The 16,690-nt window shown below is 63.5% G+C and carries 15 protein-coding genes; 8 read left to right on the top strand and 7 right to left on the bottom strand.

Going from position 1 to position 16,690, the window contains the following annotated elements:
* Window positions 1-343 precede the first annotated feature (343 nt).
* The 6 genes from AC56LY_RS22260 (at window position 344) to AC56LY_RS22235 (ending at window position 6,014) form a co-directional block, all read left to right on the top strand.
* Window positions 344-2,461: a hypothetical protein gene (locus tag AC56LY_RS22260; protein ID WP_499583239.1), complete on the top strand. Its 2,118-nt coding sequence runs from the start codon at window positions 344-346 to the stop codon at window positions 2,459-2,461.
* Window positions 2,462-2,560: 99 nt separating this feature from the next.
* Window positions 2,561-2,962 (top strand): hypothetical protein, encoded by a 402-nt coding sequence (locus AC56LY_RS22255; protein WP_499583237.1) that lies wholly within the window; start codon window positions 2,561-2,563, stop codon window positions 2,960-2,962.
* Between the two features lie 2 nt (window positions 2,963-2,964).
* The gene (locus tag AC56LY_RS22250) at window positions 2,965-3,648 is read left to right on the top strand and encodes a C39 family peptidase (protein ID WP_499583235.1); all 684 of its coding nucleotides are present in this window, start codon (window positions 2,965-2,967) and stop codon (window positions 3,646-3,648) included.
* 9 nt (window positions 3,649-3,657) lie between these two features.
* Window positions 3,658-4,170, top strand: a complete 513-nt coding sequence (locus AC56LY_RS22245) for a hypothetical protein (protein ID WP_499583233.1) — start codon at window positions 3,658-3,660, stop codon at window positions 4,168-4,170.
* Between the two features lie 37 nt (window positions 4,171-4,207).
* Window positions 4,208-5,614 (top strand): hypothetical protein, encoded by a 1,407-nt coding sequence (locus AC56LY_RS22240; RefSeq protein WP_499583231.1) that lies wholly within the window; start codon window positions 4,208-4,210, stop codon window positions 5,612-5,614.
* Window positions 5,615-5,807: 193 nt separating this feature from the next.
* Complete coding sequence (locus AC56LY_RS22235) at window positions 5,808-6,014, top strand: cold-shock protein (RefSeq protein ID WP_183554103.1); 207 nt, start codon at window positions 5,808-5,810, stop codon at window positions 6,012-6,014.
* 332 nt (window positions 6,015-6,346) lie between these two features.
* Here the strand turns inward: AC56LY_RS22235 and AC56LY_RS22230 are convergent, their stop codons facing one another.
* From AC56LY_RS22230 to AC56LY_RS22200, 7 genes are all read right to left on the bottom strand, one after another.
* A complete protein-coding gene (locus tag AC56LY_RS22230) occupies window positions 6,347-7,078 on the bottom strand; it encodes an Npun_F0296 family exosortase-dependent surface protein (protein ID WP_499583229.1) in 732 nt (243 codons plus the stop codon).
* Between the two features lie 190 nt (window positions 7,079-7,268).
* A complete protein-coding gene (locus AC56LY_RS22225; RefSeq protein ID WP_499583227.1) occupies window positions 7,269-7,709 on the bottom strand; it encodes a gamma-butyrobetaine hydroxylase family protein in 441 nt (146 codons plus the stop codon).
* 13 nt (window positions 7,710-7,722) lie between these two features.
* On the bottom strand, window positions 7,723-8,154 hold the full coding sequence (locus tag AC56LY_RS22220; protein ID WP_499583225.1) for an HIT family protein: 432 nt from the start codon (window positions 8,152-8,154) through the stop codon (window positions 7,723-7,725).
* On the bottom strand, window positions 8,151-12,164 hold the full coding sequence (locus AC56LY_RS22215; RefSeq protein ID WP_499583223.1) for a DUF3683 domain-containing protein: 4,014 nt from the start codon (window positions 12,162-12,164) through the stop codon (window positions 8,151-8,153). The genes AC56LY_RS22220 and AC56LY_RS22215 overlap by 4 nt, the downstream gene beginning before the upstream one ends.
* Before the next feature lie 219 nt (window positions 12,165-12,383).
* The gene (locus AC56LY_RS22210) at window positions 12,384-12,956 is read right to left on the bottom strand and encodes a flavin reductase family protein (protein WP_499583221.1); all 573 of its coding nucleotides are present in this window, start codon (window positions 12,954-12,956) and stop codon (window positions 12,384-12,386) included.
* 31 nt (window positions 12,957-12,987) lie between these two features.
* Complete coding sequence (locus tag AC56LY_RS22205) at window positions 12,988-13,296, bottom strand: DUF1272 domain-containing protein (RefSeq protein WP_499583219.1); 309 nt, start codon at window positions 13,294-13,296, stop codon at window positions 12,988-12,990.
* A 16-nt stretch (window positions 13,297-13,312) separates the two neighbouring features.
* Window positions 13,313-13,816, bottom strand: coding sequence for a YqaA family protein (locus AC56LY_RS22200; RefSeq protein ID WP_499583217.1), 504 nt, complete (start codon window positions 13,814-13,816; stop codon window positions 13,313-13,315).
* Between the two features lie 183 nt (window positions 13,817-13,999).
* Here AC56LY_RS22200 and ilvA point away from each other — a divergent pair, with 183 nt between their 5' ends.
* Both ilvA and queF read left to right on the top strand, forming a co-directional pair.
* Entirely contained in the window at window positions 14,000-15,538 is a 1,539-nt protein-coding gene (gene ilvA, locus AC56LY_RS22195) for a threonine ammonia-lyase, biosynthetic (RefSeq protein ID WP_499583215.1), read from the top strand.
* 12 nt (window positions 15,539-15,550) lie between these two features.
* A complete protein-coding gene (queF, locus tag AC56LY_RS22190; RefSeq protein ID WP_499583213.1) occupies window positions 15,551-16,387 on the top strand; it encodes an NADPH-dependent 7-cyano-7-deazaguanine reductase QueF in 837 nt (278 codons plus the stop codon).
* The last annotated feature ends 303 nt before the right edge of the window (window positions 16,388-16,690 follow it).

Below are 16,690 nucleotides of genomic sequence, written 5' to 3'. Positions count from 1 at the left end.
ACCGCGCTTCTCCTTGAATTCACAGGGTTTTTATGCAGCGTGCTTGCCAACAGGCAGCACGCTGATGTGCCTTGTTCACTCTGTAAACCCGGTCTTTCGGTTGCAATTTGATACAGTTTCCTGATCAATTCTACAACTGTGTAACAGGACAGAGACACTTGTCGTTTCAGCTATTGGTGTCTTTCATCGTTCTGTGATCCACCTTGCGAACTCATCAAATTAGTCCTACAAAATCAAGGACTTGCTCAAGCGGCCTGTGCTGGCACAAGACCTGCTAATACCGAAGTGGACCGGGCGTCACGAGACCTCGGGATACTTAAACCGTGATATTAGGGGAGCAATAATGAAGCGCACTATCCTGGCAACCGCGATCGCCCTGGCTTTCAGCATGGCCCAAGCCCAAGAGAACACCGTGAACGACGTCCGTGGCGGCAATACCCAGACGTCGACGATCACCAATACCACCAACACGGACAGCAGCACGCTGACGGACTCCAGCAACAGCAATAACACTGCGACCACCAACACCACGAATACCGACAACAGCCAGGCGAACAGCAACAACGTTGCGACCAATACCAACAACAGCCAGACCGACAGCAACAACACGGCCACGAATAACAACACGAACACCAACACGCAGACCGACAACAGCCAGCGCACCAACACGACCACCTCCAACAACCAGGTGGACAACTCGGACAACCGCGTCACGAACAACACGACGACCAACAACAACAGCCAGACCAGCAACCAGTCCGACACCCGCACCATGCAGGTCGACAGCAACGACACGTCGACCACCAGCAACACGACCTCCAACACCAGCGACAGCAGCCGTGACAGCTCGGGCCAGAACAACAGCTCGGGTGACGCCACTGCCGAAGTGGCCGGCGCTGCAGCGGCCAACAACGGCGGCACCGCGAGTTCGTCGGTGGCCAATTCGTTCAACACCTCGTCGGCAACGTCGACCAGCGCCCTGACCGGCAACGTCAGCGGCAACACCATCAGCAACATCGGCAACACCGCCCAGAACAACGGCGGCGCCAACGGCGCAGCCGGTTACGGCGCCACAGGCGGTTCAGGCAATGGCGGCTCGGCCAGCGGTACCGGCGCAGCCGGCGGCGCAGCCTCGGGTGCCGCCGGCGCGGCAGGCGGTGCGGGCGGCTACGCTGCTGCTGGCACGGCCTCGACCGGCTCGTCGAGCGTCGGTAACGCCGCTGGCGGCAGAGGCGGCGCCACGGGTGCTGCGGGCGCCACGGGCGGCGCAGGTGCTTCCGGCGCCATGGGCGGCTACGCTGCCGGCGGCAACGGTGCAGCAGGCGGCGTCGGCACGGGTGGTGCAGGTGCAGAGGGTGGCGCGGCCAATGGCGGCTCGGGCGCGGCAGGTGGCGGAGCCACCGGCGGCGCAGGCGGCTCGACCGGCTCGCTGGCTGGCGGCAATGGCGGCCGCACCGGTTCGGCGACAGGCGGCGCAGGCGGAGCGGGTGGCAACACCGGTTCGGCATGGGGTGGCGCAGGCGGTGCAGGCGGCATGGGCGGCGCTGGCGGCATGGGCGGCACCTCGTCAGGCTCGAGCCTGAATGCCTCGAACGGCGCGAGCGGCGGCTCGGCCAGCATTGGCGATGCCATGGCATCGACGGGTGCCGGCGGCACGCCGGGCAGCGATCCGGCAGCGGCCGGCGGCGCCAGCGGCGCGTCGACCAACACCGGCGGCACCAGCACGGCCGGCAACCCGACCAGCGGCGCCAGCACCAACGGCGCAGGCGACTCGATGGCCGGTACGGGTGGTGCCGGCTCGGCTGGCGGCGCGGGCGGTTCGGGCGCTGCCTCGTCGAATACCTCGGGTAGCGGCGCGGCAGGCGGCACCTCGACCGGCGGCACCGGTGGCGCAGGCGCGGCACTGGCCGGCACGGGCGGCGCCGGCGCCACCGGCACGGCAGGCGCCGGTGGTTCGGGCGCAGCAGGCACGGCTGGCATGGGCGGCAGCGGTGCAACCGGCACCGGCGGCGCGGGCGGCGCCGGCCAGGGCGGCACGGCCGGCGCAGGCGGCATGGGCGGTTCGGGCGCGGAAGCGACCGCCTCGACCGGCGCCAGCGGCGCGGGCGGCGCGGCCACGGGCGGTTCGGCCACGGGGGGCTCGGCCACCTCGGGTGATGCAAGCTCGGGGGCTGGCGGCAGCGGCGGTGCAGGCGGTGCGACCACGTCCGGCGCAGGTGGCTCGGGCGGCGAAATGACGGCCGGTGCAGGTACCGGCGGCTTCGGCGGCGCCGGCACGGGCGGCAATGGCGGCACCAACAACGTCAGCTCGGGCTCGTTCGACATGTCGAACTCGATGAACAACATCGCCCAGTCGGCAGCCGGCATCTCGATCATCAGCCAGAACAACGGCTTCTCCTCGCTGATCCAGCAAAGCGTCAACGTGCAGTCGAACATGAACGTCGGCGGCGCAGGCCAGTAATCAGGCAATGGGCCGGGGCGCGCAGCCATTACGCTGCGCGCTCTGCGCTCCCGCCGTGCGGCGCTTTGCCCGCATGGCGGCTCTTTCGGGCGAGGCATCATGAAACTCTTACACCATATCGGATTTCTCTTGCTGACGGCAGGCGCTGCCCTGCCAGCGGCCGCCCAGGTTACCGAGCCCGCCAGACTGCCGGTGGCGGTGCCCTTGCTGTCGACAGTGCACGTGACGCCGGCCGCCGGCGACGATCTCGCGAGTGGCTGGGGCAAGACCACCGACGCTGCGGTCCTGAGCGACCTGCGTGGCGGCACCGACATCATCACCACCGAAGCGACGCTGGGCGGCACGGTCGGCAACAACACGGCCACCAACGTGACCACCGGCATGAACGTGATCACTGGCGGCTCGTTCGCCAATGCATCGGGCTTGCCGGTCGTGATCCAGAATTCCGGCGCGAACGTCCTGATCCAGAACGCGACCGTCATCAACCTGCAACTGCAATAAGCATGACACCAGGCCTGCCCTTGATGCTGCTTCTCGCACTGTGCGGCGCCCTGCTGGCGCCGCAGGGTGCGAATGCGCTTGACCTGGCCGGGGTCGGACGCGTCAACGTGCCGGTGACCAGTCTCAAGGACATCAAGTTCCAGCGCACGCTGCGCCAGCAGTACGACTACAGCTGCGGCGCGGCCGCGCTGGCCACCTTGCTGTCGCACCACTATCACACGCCCACGCCCGAGCAGGACGTGTTCCAGCAGATGTACGCCAGCGGTGACCAGGCCAAGATTCACAAGGAAGGGTTTTCGCTGCTCGACATGCAGCGCTTTCTGGCCACGCGCGGCTTTCGCGCCGACGGCTTCAGGCTGCCGATTGAAAAACTGATCGCCGAACAATTGCCGGCCATCGTCCTGATCACCGACCGCGGCTTCAACCATTTCGTCGTCGTCAAGGGCGCCGAAGACGGCCGCATCCTGATTGGCGATCCGTCCACCGGCAACCGCGTCGTGAGCATGGAACGGTTCCAGGAAATCTGGCGCAACAAGATTCTGTTCGTGATCCACAGCCACAAGGACCAGGTTGCCTTCAACACGCCGGAAGACTGGCGCGGCGCGCCGCGTGCGCCGCTGGGTACCGGCATGCACCAGGACCAGCTCAGCGCGACGCTGCCCAAGTTCGGGCCGGGCGATTTTTAACGGGGACCGATGATGCGCTTTCCACCCTACCCTTTGCAGATTGCCCTGATGGGCGTGCTGGCAAGCACCCTGCCGCTCGCGCAGGCCGCCGAACCGGCAGTACCGGTGTTCGGCACCCCTGTGGCCGCCGCGGCCCTGGACGCCGCCCGTGGCGGCTTCGAGGTGGCCGGCGGCCTGTCGCTGTCGCTCGGCATCGAGCGCGTTGTCTCGGTCAATGGCGAAATCATGGCACGCACGAATATCGCCATCCCTGACCTGGCGGCCATGACGGCCGAGCAGGCGCGCCTGACCCAGGATGCGCTGGGCGCCGCGCGGATGATCCAGATCGGCGGCAACAATTATGCTGCCGCCGACCTCAACCTGCCCAACGGCGCAACGCTGCTCCAGAACACGCTCAGCGGCCAGGACATCCGTACCGCGACCACCATTTCGTCGACGGTCAACAGCATGTCGCTGATCAAGGACATCAATTTCCAGTCGACGATCCGTGACGCCGTCGTGCGTTCGCCGGGCGGACTATGAACGTTTCACACCACCAACCATCACTCTGGAGATCTGGATGCATCCACACGTTGCGCGGCTCGGCGCTGCGGGCCTGGCGGCTGCCTTTCTGGCACCGCCCGTTCTCGCTCAACAGGTTGCCACCCTGTCGAACAATGGCACACCGCCATCCCATACCGAACTGTCGCAGTTGAAGGACGAACTGGCGCAGCAGCGTGCGCTGGTCAATCGCCTGCTGCAGGAAGTGCAGGCGCAGCGCGAGCAATTGCAGCGCTTGGGAACCGCCACCGATGGCATGCTGCTGTCGCAGCAGCGCGGCATGGGCGGCGCGATGAGCGGCCAGGCCCCGGTGGCCGAGCCGCCCGTGTTGCCGCCGGCGGTGACCGGCGTGCCGGCGCCGCTGCCACCGCAACCGCGCCCGGACCAGCCCGGCGTGCCCGTCCCGGCGCCAGCCCGCCCCAGCGCACCGGCGCAGGCACAAAATACCGCCCGCGAGCAACCGAACCGCCCGCCGGAAGTCGCACCGATCGGCGACCAGCCGGGCGTGCTCACGGCGCGCGGCACCTACGTGCTGGAGCCATCGATGCAATACGGCTACTCGTCGAGCAACCGCGTGGCCCTGGTCGGCTACACGGTGATTCCGGCCCTGCTGATCGGCTTGGTGGACGTGCGTGAAATCAAGCGCAATACCTTCACCACCGCGATCACCGGCCGCACCGGCATCAACAACCGGATGGAAGTCGAGGTCAAGGTGCCGTATGTGTACCGCTCGGACGCCACCGTCAGCCGGGAAATATTCACCGGCACGGCGGTCGAGCGCGTGTTCGATACGACCGGCAAGGGCATGGGCGACGTCGAAGTCGCCGGCCGCTACCAGCTCAATAACGGCGGCGCCGACAAGGGCTATTACATCGCCGGCCTGCGCTACAAGAGCCGCACCGGGCGCGACCCGTTCGAGGTCGTCACCGATTGCGAGCGCCGCTGCATCGGCGAGAACGTCACCGGCACCGGCCTGCCACTGGACCTGCCCACCGGCTCGGGCTTCCACTCGCTGCAAGCCACGCTGACCTGGCTGTATCCATCCGATCCGGCCGTGTTCTTCGGTAACCTGAGCTACGTGCACAACTTCAAGCGCGACGACGTGACGCGCCTGGTGCGCAATGGCGAGCGCGAACCGCTCGGCTCGCTGCAACCGGGCGCCGTGCTGGGCTTTAACTTCGGCATGGGCCTGGCGCTGAACGACAAGGCTTCGCTCAGCCTGGGATACGACCACAGCACGATTGGACGCATGCGCCAGAACGGCGCAACCTCGATCGGCTCGGTGCGCACACAGCTGGGCACACTGCTGCTGGGCTACTCTTATCGCCTGAGTGCGAAGCGCTCGCTCAATATCGCGGTCGGCGCTGGCGTCACGCGCGACACGCCGGACGTGACATTGACGCTGCGTTTACCAATGACTTTCTGAGCGGAAATTTATAATCGAAATCGGTGATGCAGCGGGGATAACTTGTGGTAAATACGGAGACGATTGAAAAATCTTGCTTCCAATTTAAGAGTTTGCCCTATAATCAGATTCGCAATGTAAGGCGTCACCCTGGTTTTTGTCCTAGGTACGCAAACAGGGCATCAACGTAAAATTAATTTTTGAGGGAATAAAAATGGCGACTGGCATTGTTAAGTGGTTCAATGACGCAAAAGGTTTCGGTTTCATCACGCCTGACGGCGGTGGCGAAGATCTGTTCGCGCACTTCTCGGCGATCAACGCCAACGGCTTCAAGTCGCTGCAAGAAAACCAGCGCGTGACGTTCGACGTCACCACCGGTCCTAAAGGCAAGCAGGCTTCGAACATCCAGCCGCAAGCTTAAGGTCCGCTGGCCCGCTACGGCGGGCACGCAACACAAAAGAGCACATCTTCGGATGTGCTCTTTGTCGTTTGGGGGCCACCTTTGCCGGCACTTGCATGCCCAAAAAAAAAAGCGAGGGTCAGGTCTGACATTTGGACACGGTCTCGACAGTCGGTTAGTTGGAACCAGCTGGAACCGGGGTATGCTGACATTTGGCGAGGCACCAGTGGAAGTGGTTAAGGTTGAGGTCGTGTCTGAATGTCAGACCTGACCCCGGCTGTGGGTCCGCGCTTGCGTGCTTCACGAAAAAAAACCTCCCGTGAGGGAGGTTTTCCATACCGGTGACGGCGAGGTTATTTGCGGTTGCGACGACGCATCGCGCCGAGACCCGCCAGGCCAAGCCCGAGCAATGCGAGCGAGGCCGGTTCAGGGACCGGCGCAACGTTGTAGCCAACCACCAGGTTATCGATCTCGAACGCGCGGGCGGTGGTCCGGAAACTGAACGACGTGAACTCTTCTTCCGGCGTGAAGAACAGATTGACATAGATGTTTGAGGTATCCGCGTTCTGGTTACCCGGCTCGCCATGGAACATGTCGATGAGCGAAGCCCCCGTCACCGTCTGGATGATGGCGCCGACAGCGTTGTAGAAGATCAGGTCATTGTAGGTATCGATCGACCCGTAATACAGGCCGAGGTAATTCAGGCTCGCTCCGTTGCCGAGAGCGTTCAGCAGGCCCGTATAGTTGAAATTGATTTCCGAACTGGTCGTGCCGCTGCCGACGCTGGGGCCGTAGGCAAAATAGGTCGTGTCGTTGGCCGGAGCCGCATACACGCCCGGGAGGTGCCCTTGCGCATAGCCGAGCGCGCCGCCTGACACGGTCGAGATAGCGACCATATCAGCGGGCATCGTTGCTCCCCCACCAGGCGCATCGAACGTTTCGACGAACACGTTGTTCGTTTGCAGACTGGTCTTGCCAGACCCGTCTGCGGCAACTCCCGATGCGTACGTGATTTCTACTGCGTTTGTCACGGAAGCCGACATCAGCAATACCAATGCCAGACAAGGAACCAATGCTTTTTTCATGATAGGTCTCCGGTGGGTTGAGACTTGGTAATTAGCATTAACCATGCCACCGGTAAAAACCTATGATAAACAATTACTTAGCGATAAATCTTTGCGGAAACGTAATTGTTATCGACAGTATATTACTGTTACATACTTGCTGTTACATTGCCTCCATGCCGGTCCCGCAGACAGCAGGTCAGCCGCCGGATCAGCAGCCGCAGCTACCCGAGCCGCAGCCGCCGCCGCCCGACTTCTTTGACGCCGCCACTTCTGCGAACTGCGTCACCGGCGCGCGGCCGCTCTCTTCATCGTAGCCAGCCGCCTGCAGGCGCGCCACGTACTGCTTCCACAGCGATTCCTGGCTGCGGCCCAGCTCATACAGATAATCCCAGCTGAAGATGCCGGTGTCGTGGCCGTCCGAGAAGGTCGGCTTGATCGCGTAGTTGCCGACCTGCTCGACATCGGCGATGCCGACTTCGCGCTTGCCAAGTTGCAGCACTTCCTGGCCCGGGCCATGGCCCTTCACTTCGGCCGATGGCGAATACACGCGCAGATATTCAAACGGGAGCGAAAAGGCGCTGCCGTCGTCGTAGGCAACGTCGAGCACGCGCGATTTCTGGTGGACAGTCAATTCGGTTGGATGTGGCATGGGACTCTCTATATCAGGAAAAACGGCGCGCGATGGCAGCGCCCAATTGGTCGTGCAGCGCACGACGCGCCGCGAGGATAGCAGGTTCCGTCGCACGCACCGCCTGCGCCCATACAGGCGCCGGGAAATGCGCATCGTCGGCGTAGCGCGGGATGATGTGCCAGTGCAGGTGCGGCACCACGTTACCGAGGCTGGCCACATTGACCTTCAATGGCTGCATCACCTCACGCACCGCCGTCTCCACCTGGAACACGGCGTCGTTGATCAAGAAGCGATCGTCCGCCGACAGGTCGCTCATCTCGCGCACATGGTCGTGCCAGATCACGCGGCAAAAGCCGGGATAATTGGCGTCGTCGACGACGATGACGCTGAACTTCTCGCCAGCCCAGACAGCAGGCAGCAACAGGTCGCACAGCTCGCAACCCGGTTCACGCAGCGCCGTCATACCAGCACCCGCTCGATGCCGCCCGCATTGGCGCGTGCGACGTACTCGGGCAGCCAGTTCTCGCCCAGCAGGTGCTTGGCGATTTCGACGACGATGTAATCGGCAGTGGTGCCCGAATCGTCGTTGTAGCGGCTCAGACCCTGCAGGCACGACGGGCAGCTGGTGAGAATCTTGACGTCGCCCTTGAAGCCGTCTTCGCGCAGCTTGTCGGCGCCCTTGACCATCTCGCCTTCCTTGCGCGAGCGGACCTGGGTCGCGATATCCGGCCGCGAAACGGCAAACGTGCCCGACTCGCCGCAGCAGCGGTCGTTCTTCTCGATCTTCACGTTGTCCACCGTCGAGACCAGCGCGTTGACCGTTTTGATCGAATCCTGCAGCTTCATCGGCGTGTGGCACGGCTCGTGGTACATGTAGCGGGTGCCGTTCACGCCTTCGAGCTTGACGCCTTTTTCGAGCAGGTATTCATGGATGTCCATGATGCGGCAGCCCGGGAAGATCTTCTCGAACTGGTACGTCGCGAGCTGGTCATAGCAGGTGCCGCACGAGACCAGCACCGTCTTGATGTCCAGGTAGTTGAGCGTGTTGGCCATCCGGTGGAACAGCACGCGGTTGTCCGTCACCATCTTCTCGGCCTTGTCGAACTGGCCGGCGCCGCGCTGCGGATAACCGCAGCACAGGTAACCCGGTGGCAGCACGGTCTGCACGCCCACTTCCCACAACATCGCCTGCGTGGCCAGGCCCACCTGCGAGAACAGGCGCTCGGATCCGCAGCCCGGGAAGTAGAACACGGCCTCGGTGTCGGCATTGGTCTTCTTGGGATTGCGGATGATCGGGACGATCTTGTCGTCTTCTATATCGAGCAGCGCGCGCGCCGTTTTCTTCGGCAGGTTCCCCGGCATCTTCTTGTTGATGAAGTGGATGACCTGCTCGCGCACGGGCGCCTTGCCGGTCGTCGGCGCGGGCGCCGCCAGCTGCGGCTTGGCAAAGCCCTTGAGCATGCGGTTACCGAAGCGCTGCGCCTTGAAGCCAAAATCGACCATCACCTTGCGCGTCGCATTGATGGTGGTCGGATCGGTGGCGTTCAGGAAGAACATCGCCGCGCGGTTGGCTGGCTTGAAGCTGCGCTTGTCCATCTTGCGCAGCAGGTTACGCATGTTCATCGACACGTCGCCGAAGTCGATATTGACCGGGCATGGCGTGACGCACTTGTGGCACACGGTACAGTGGTCCGAGACGTCCTCGAACTCTTCCCAGTGCCGGATCGAGACGCCGCGGCGGGTCTGCTCTTCGTACAGGAACGCTTCGATCAGCGCCGACGTGGCCAGGATCTTGTCGCGCGGCGAATACAGCAGGTTCGCCTGCGGCACGTGGGTCGTGCAGACGGGCTTGCACTTGCCGCAGCGCAGGCAGTCCTTGATGCTGTGGGCGATCTCGCCGATATCGCTTTGCTGCATGATCAGCGACTCGTGGCCCATCAGGCCGAACGACGGCGTATAGGCGTTGCGCAGGTCGGCGTGGGCGCCTTCCAGATTGAGCAGCTTGCCCTTGTTGAAGCGCCCTTCCGGATCGACGCGGATTTTATAGTCGCGGAATTCCTGGATTTCTTCGTCCTTCAGGAATTCGAGCTTGGTGATGCCGATCCCGTGTTCGCCCGAAATCACGCCGTCGAGCGAGCGCGCCAGCTTCATGATGCGCTCGACCGCCTTGTGCGCATCCTGCAGCATGTCGTAGTCGTCCGAGTTCACCGGCAGATTGGTGTGGACGTTGCCGTCGCCAGCGTGCATGTGCAGCGCGACGAACACGCGCGAACGCAGGATGCGCTTGTGGATCGCCGTGCTCTCGTCGAGGATGCAGGTATAGGCGCTGCCGTTGAAGATCTGGCGCAGCGGGGAACGTAGCTCCTGCTTCCAGGAGATGCGCACCGTGTGGTCCTGCACCAGGTCAAACAGGCGTGCATCGGGCTGGATCGCCAGACGCGCATCGAAGGCGGCCGACAGATGATCGAGCCCGAGCGATTCGAGCCCCTCGCGCACGTCCGCCAGCGGCGCATCCAGGTTGGCCAGGATGAAGCTCCAGCGCTTGGTCACCAGGTCGACCAGCGCGCGCGCCTGCAGCGGACGGTCGCCCATGATCTCGTCGCGCTCGACGCCTTCGCCGCTGCTGGCATCGTCGCTCTTGGCCAGCGGCAGATGGTCGCTCGCCAGGTAGTCGCGCAGGCCGTCGGCCAGCTGCAGCTTGTTCTTGATCGACAGCTCGACGTTGATGCGCTCGATGCCGTCGGTGTATTCGCCCATGCGCGGCAGCGGAATGACCACGTCTTCATTGATCTTGAAGGCGTTGGTGTGGCGCGCGATGGCCGCCGTGCGGGCGCGGTCGAGCCAGAATTTCTTGCGCGCTTCGGGGCTGACGGCGACAAAGCCTTCGCCCACGCGGGTATTCGCGATGCGCACGACTTCCGAGGCAGCCAGCGCCACCGCGTTTTCGTCGTCACCGACGATATCGCCGAACAGCGCCATCTTCGGCAGCACGCCGCGCTTGGATTTGGTGGCGTAACCGACCGCGCGCAGGTAGCGCTCGTCCAGGTGTTCCAGGCCCGCCAGGCGCAGCGTGGAAAACGCCGGGTCGCCGTTCTTCGGCAAGCCATTGAGGTAATTCGTGATCTCGACGATCGACGGAATCGCGTCGCGCGCCTGGCCGAAGAATTCGAGGGCCACGGTGCGCGTGAACTTCGGCATCTTGTGCAGGATCCAGCGGCCCGACGTGATCAGGCCGTCGGTGCCCTCTTTCTGGATGCCCGGCAGGCCCGAGAGGAATTTGTCGGTAACGTCCTTGCCCAGGCCTTCCTTGCGAAAGCGCTTGCCGTCGATGGTCAGCGTCTCGGTGCGGAACGGCGCGCCTTTCGGTGCGCCCTTGACCGACGGATGCGTCCATTCCAGCAAAAATTCGGCCTGCGGCGCATCGTGGATCTTGCCCAGATTGTGGGCAATGCGCGTGACATCGAGCCAGTCGCCGTTGGGGTCGACCATGCGCCACGAGGCCAGGTTGTCGAGCGCAGTGCCCCACAACACGGCCTTCTTGCCGCCCGCGTTCATCGCGATATTGCCGCCCACGCAGGACGCGTGCGCCGACGTCGGATCGACCGCGAACACGAAGCCAGCCTTCTCGGCCGCCTGCGACACGCGCTGCGTGACCACGCCCGCATAGGTGTGGATGGTCGCGTAATCCTGTTCCAGGCCCGGCATGGCGGTCATTTCGACCTCGCCGATGCCGATCAGCTTTTCGGTATTGATCACGGCCGACATGGGTGTGAGCGGAATCGCGCCGCCCGTGTAGCCGGTGCCGCCACCGCGCGGGATGATGGTCAGACCGAGTTCGATGCAGCCCTTGACCAGGCCGGCCATCTCGTCTTCGGTATCCGGCACCAGCACCAGGAACGGATATTCGACGCGCCAGTCGGTGGCGTCGGTCACGTGCGAGATGCGGTGCATGCCGTCGAAGCGGATATTGCGCTTGTCGGTGTACGCGCCCAGCACCTTCAGGGCGCGCTTGCGCAGGTCGTACGTCTCGGAGAATTCGCGGCCGAAGTCGTCGACCGCGCGGCGCGCAGCCGCCAGCAACTGCTCGACGGCGCTGCTGCGCGCTGCGGCCACGGCCGGGTCGCCGTCATCCTGCGCGTCAACCGTCGTGCGGCGCTTGTCGACTTCGGCCAGACGGTGGTGCAGCGCCTCGATCAGGTTGGCCCGGCGCTTCGGGTTGTCCAGCATGTCGTCCTGCAGGTACGGATTGCGCCGCACGACCCAGATGTCGCCCAGCACCTCGTACAGCATGCGCGCGGAGCGGCCGGTCTGGCGGGCGCCGCGCAAGCTGCCCAGCAACTCCCACGACGACTCACCGAGCAGCCGGATCACGATTTCGCGGTCCGAGAACGAGGTGTAGTTGTAGGGAATCTCGCGCAGGCGCGCGGGGGCGTTATCGGCTAGCAGGGTATGGATGTGTGCGGGGGCGTTCATGAATACTCGTCGACAGTCGGACAGGCCCGAAGGACGTTCATTCTATCGTATTGCGTTGCACCACGCTTGGCGCGGCCCCGTCCGCCGTTGCGCAAGACGCAACAAAATTTTCATACTGTGCACGGTATGCAAACATTATTCACCCGCGGACGTCGGTACACGGCATTTATCAAGCACGATGTCCGGAATGACATACGTCGTCCGGCCTGGTTTGCACCGTTATCGTGGACTGTCCGGCACCTCGAACGCCTCGCCGATCTCGAAGAAATGGCCACCGGCCACATAGTGAATGCTTTTCTTGCCCCCCGCTGCCATATTCCAGTGGCCATCGGCAAACACCGCCGGGTCGGCCCAAGCCGCCACGACCTCGCCCAGGAACAGGTCATACGTGTCCTGGATATGCGGTTCGGGGAGGACGCGGCATTCGAGCCAGGCCAGGCAGCCGTCGAGCAGCGGCGCACCGACCTGTTCGCCGGTCCAGGCGCCCGCATTGAAAGCCGCGAACTTGTCTGCCTCGCGGCCTGACGTCGAACCCACCTGCAGGGTCAGGCGCGCCAGCTCGCGCGACGGCACGTTCAGCGCGAATTCGCCGGACGCCTCGATCATGCTGCGGGTCAGTGTGTTCTTGTCGATCACCACCGCCACCTTCGGCGGATCGAAGTCGAGCGGCATCGACCAGGCGGCCGCCATCACATTGACGGCGTCGCCGTGACGACTGGACACCAGGACCGTCGGGCCGTGGTTCATCAGGCGGTAGGCTTTGGCGAGAGGTACGGGAACGCGGTCAGTCATGCCGGAGTCCTTGAATTGATGGTGCCGGCGCTCAGCGCTGCGCCGGCGGGATGTCCGTGAGCGGCGCGGCGAACACGGCATGCGCGGCCGGATCGACGGGGCGGTGTTTCACCGTCGTGCCCGCCGGGTCGTTGGCCAGGTAATTGCCATCCTTGCGGTCCTGCGCCGGCCGGATGGGCCGTGGCACGAAGCCACCGCCACAGTTCGGGCACACGTTCAGCAAAATGGTATCGACACAGGTGGCGCAAAACGTGCATTCGTACGAGCAGATGCGTGCCTGTTCCGACGCCGGTGGCAGCGCGACGTTGCAGTGTTCGCAGGTAGGACGCAGTTCAAGCATGGCAAACTCCTTCGGTCTATCCGGTAATGCGCGTCAGCATGTCGACGAGCGACTTCCAGAAACTGTCCGGCACGTACAGCAGCGCCAGCGTCATGGTCATGTAGCGCGCAAACTTGCCGATCGCCATATACATCAGGCTCGGCCAGAATGGCAGGTGCAGCCAGCCGGCCAGTGTACACAGCGGATCGCCCACGCCCGGCAGCCACGACAACAGCATGGTCTTGGCGCCATAACGCTTGAGCCAGCCGAACCAGCGGCTCTGGCGCTCTTTGGCAAACGCCACCTTGGCGCGATAGCCAAGAAAATAATCGACCGCGCCGCCCAGCGTATTGCCAAGGGTCGCGACCAGAATCGCCGGCCAGAACAGTGCGGGATTGGCCTTGATCACCGCAAACACGGCCGGCTCGGAACCCAGCGGCAGCAGCGTGGCGGAAATAAAACTGATGACGAAGACGGAGGTCAGCCCGACCGTCGGCACCGCAACGAGGTCAAGCAGCCATTGGACAGCAGTTTCGATCATGCGAGCTTAGGCGAGGGAAATAGGCGTCCATTATAATGGTCCGGAACTTTCGTCACGACACGATACGATCGCCTGTCACCCAGCGCGCCGGATCGTACTGCGCGCCATGGTCACCCACCCTAGCGGAACAGTTTGCGTCGTCCGTCCCGCCAGTTGCATTGGCCTGACCCTTGTGTTTCGACCATGACTACCGACTATCTCAAAAAAATCCTGACCGCGCGCGTCTACGACGTTGCCGAACAAACGCCCCTCGATCTGGCCCCCACGCTATCTGCACGCATGGGCAACCGCATTTATTTCAAGCGCGAAGACATGCAGAGCGTGTTCAGCTTCAAGCTGCGCGGCGCCTACAACAAGATGGCCAACCTGACGCCCGAGCAGCGCGCCCGCGGCGTGATCTGCGCTTCGGCCGGCAACCACGCCCAGGGCGTAGCCCTGTCGGCCTGCCGCCTCGGCTGCCGCGCGCTGATCGTGATGCCAACAACCACGCCGGGCGTCAAGATCGACGCCGTCAAGGCGCGTGGCGGCGCCAGCGTCGAGATCGTGCTGCACGGCGACTCGTACACCGACGCCTACAACCACGCCCTGCTGCTGGAAAAAGAACAGCGCATGACCTTCGTGCACCCGTTCGACGATCCGGACGTGATCGCAGGCCAGGGCACGATCGGCATGGAAATCCTGCGCCAGCATTCCGGCCCGATTCACGCGATCTTCGTCGCCATCGGTGGCGGCGGCCTGATCGCGGGCATCGGCGCCTACGTCAAGGAGATTCGCCCCGACATCAAGATCATCGGCGTGCAGACGCTCGATTCGGACGCGATGGCGCGCAGCCTGAAAGCCGGGCACCGCGTGACGCTGAACGATGTCGGCCTGTTCTCCGACGGCACCGCGGTGCGCCTGGTGGGCGAAGAAACCTTCCGCGTCGCGCAGAAGGTGGTCGACGAGATCATCCTGGTCGACACCGATGCGATCTGCGCCGCGATCCAGGACGTGTTCCAGGACACGCGCAGCATTCTCGAGCCGGCCGGCGCGCTGGCCATCGCCGGCGCCAAGGCGTATATCGAACGCTCGCAGATGGACCGCGAGCCGGTCAAAGGTGAAACGCTGGTGGCCGTGGCCTGCGGCGCCAACATGAACTTCGACCGCCTGCGCTTCGTTGCCGAGCGCGCCGAACTGGGCGAATCGCGTGAAGCCGTGTTTGCCGTGACCGTGCCGGAGCAGCGCGGGAGCTTCCGCCGCTTTTGCGGGCTGGTCGGGCCACGCAACGTGACCGAGTTCAATTACCGCATCAGCGATGCCAGCGAAGCGCACGTGTTCGTCGGCGTGCAGGTGGGCAGCCGCACTGAGTCCGGGCTATTGGCGCGCACGTTTGAAGAGCATGGCTACAAGACGCTCGACCTGACCGGCGACGAGCTGGCCAAGCTGCATATCCGCCACTTAGTCGGCGGCAAAAGTTCGCTGGCCCACGATGAATTGCTGTATCGTTTCGAGTTCCCTGAACGGCCGGGCGCGCTGATGCGCTTCCTGGACAGCATGGCGCCGAACTGGAATATCTCGCTGTTTCACTACCGCAACCAGGGCGGCGATGTGGGCCGCATTCTCGTGGGACTGCAAGTGCCGCCGACCGAAATGGCCGAGTTCCGGCAATTTCTGGCGTCGCTCGGTTACCGTTACTGGGATGAAAGCAGCAATCCCGTCTATAAATTGTTTTTGGGCGCCTGACGCCCCACTCCTATGAATACCCCTGACCAATCGCCCCTCGGCAAATCTTCCGCCTACCAGAGCCAGTACGCGCCCGAGCTGCTGTTCCCGATCGCGCGCCAGCAAAAGCGCGATGAGCTCGGCCTGTTCGCGGATGCCGGCACCATGCCGTTCTTCGGTGTCGACATCTGGAACGCCTACGAACTGTCGTGGCTGAACATGCGCGGCAAGCCGCAGGTGGCGATTGCAACGATCACGGTCCCGGCCGATTCGCCGAACATCGTCGAATCGAAATCGTTCAAGCTGTACCTGAATTCGTTCAACCAGACCCGCCTGGCCGGTCCGGAAGCCCTGCTGGCCCTGCTGCGCGACGATTTGTCGGACGGTTTCGGTGCACCGGTCCACGTCACGCTGACCAGCCCGGACGCGTTCGGTGCGATCAAGATGGGCGAACTCGACGGCGTGCTGCTGGATCGTCTCGATGTCGAGATCGACGGCTATTCGCCGTCCCCGGAACTGCTCAGCGCAGACCACGAGAACGGGCAAGTCGAAGAAACGCTGGTGTCGCACCTGCTCAAGTCGAACTGCCTGGTCACGGGTCAGCCGGACTGGGGCACGGTGCAGATCCGCTATGTGGGCCCGCAGATCGACCAGGAAGGCTTGCTGAAATACCTGATTGGCTTCCGCGAACACAACGAGTTTCACGAGCAATGTGTCGAGCGCATCTTCATGGACGTGCTACGCCAGTGCAAGCCGACCAAGCTGGCCGTGTACGCCCGCTACACCCGGCGCGGCGGTCTGGATATCAACCCATGGCGCGCCAACTTCTCAACCGGCAAACCGCCCAATCTGCGTGGCGCGCGCCAGTAAATATCGCGTTTCTGACAGGATGCGATTCGCACGCCTGTACGTTTTTGGCGACAACCGTGCGCTGGAGGGTCTCACACACCCCGGTATGGTGATCTGCTGAAACTGCTTGTTTTTTCAGCAGATCGTGTGCAAAAATCGGCTAATTTCAGCGCAAGCATGTATTTACTGGCTACGCCATGCAATTTATTAAAAAAATTGCGTGGTGGGCTTAACAAGCATCAACACCATCACCACCCCGTTTTTACGGGTACCGCGCGACTGTCCCGCCAACTGGCCTGACGCTCGCGATTTCGAGTGTCCCGG

It is taken from the genome of Telluria sp. ZT3P25, from assembly GCF_059685895.1.
The sequence above is the reverse complement of the archived record's forward strand: the minus strand, read 5'-3'. Positions and strand labels throughout refer to the sequence as shown.